The 271-nt window shown below is 60.5% G+C and carries 1 protein-coding gene; it reads left to right on the forward strand.

Features of this window, described 5'->3' with window-relative positions; translation table 11 throughout:
- The coding region (locus AC0L3B_RS39515) for a hypothetical protein (protein ID WP_473383247.1) at positions 1 to 271 on the forward strand (271 nt) is incomplete at both ends.

Genomic DNA, 271 nt, shown 5'->3' on the forward strand with positions numbered 1-271 from the left:
GCGGCGACATTGAATCAGCTCGGCGTGCCACAACGCTATCTGGCCTGTGCCAATGATCAGGCAGTCAGCCTGGCGGCGCGCTTTGAGCTCTACGAGCAAATTGGCTTCGTTTCACCGGCACTCATCTTCACTGCCCTGGGTGGGTTCGGTCATTGCAAAACACGACCAGCACAACGCCCGTTGAAACTGGCCGAAGAATGCATCCTGCTGCTGTTCGCTGCCCAGCCCGGCCACCACATAGGCCGCCATGCTGGGGCCTGGCGCACTGAAG

This window comes from Bradyrhizobium sp. Kon56 (genome assembly GCF_055807635.1).